A 608-nucleotide genomic window follows, 5' to 3' on the forward strand; every position below is an offset into this window, starting at 1 on the left:
GGTGAGTGTCAAGGCCCGCGGAGCGGTGGCGGAGGGTCTCAGCGAACTGCTGGCGGCCTGGCTGGCGGCCCTGGCGAGGCAAGGGCCGCTGCCGCTGCTGCTGATCGATGGTTTCTCCTTGCCCAGCGGGGCCTCCAGCTCCACATTGGTGGCCCGCTATCGCTGCCCGATGGGGGAGGTGATCAGCGCCGAGGCGGAACAGATCCGCCAGCTGGAAGCGGCGCTGAAAGCCGCGGCACTTAAGCCGGAACTACTGGTGTGCGCTGGTCGCCCCCTGCTGGAGGCGCTGCATCTGCTGCAGTACGCGGATGTTTATTTCATGCACCAGGGCACGGTGCAGCACAAGATCGGCTGGTTTCAGGAGTCGATTCCAGGCATCGTGCACTCCAATAGCCTGCGCAACTGCGGCGGCTCCCATCCATGGGGTGGCATGGGTGAAACCGCACCGCTCTGGTTTCCCGCCGAGGGCTGTGAGGATCTCGAGGCTGGCCCCCGGGGCCGCTACCGCTTCCGATCGGAGCGGCTGGAGCAGGACGTGCGGTGGCTGTGTGAGCAGCTGCGGGAGATGGGGTTGGCAGAGAAGAAATGACTTGGTCAGACGGGCGATC

The 608-nt window shown here is 66.0% G+C and carries 1 protein-coding gene; it reads left to right on the forward strand.

Annotated elements, in window-relative coordinates:
• Positions 1-589: hypothetical protein (locus AC01FP_RS18695; RefSeq protein ID WP_474482403.1), on the forward strand; the 589-nt coding region annotated here is incomplete at its 5' end.
• Positions 590-608: the final 19 nt, after the last annotated feature.

This window comes from Cyanobium sp. NIVA-CYA 375, from assembly GCF_056108345.1.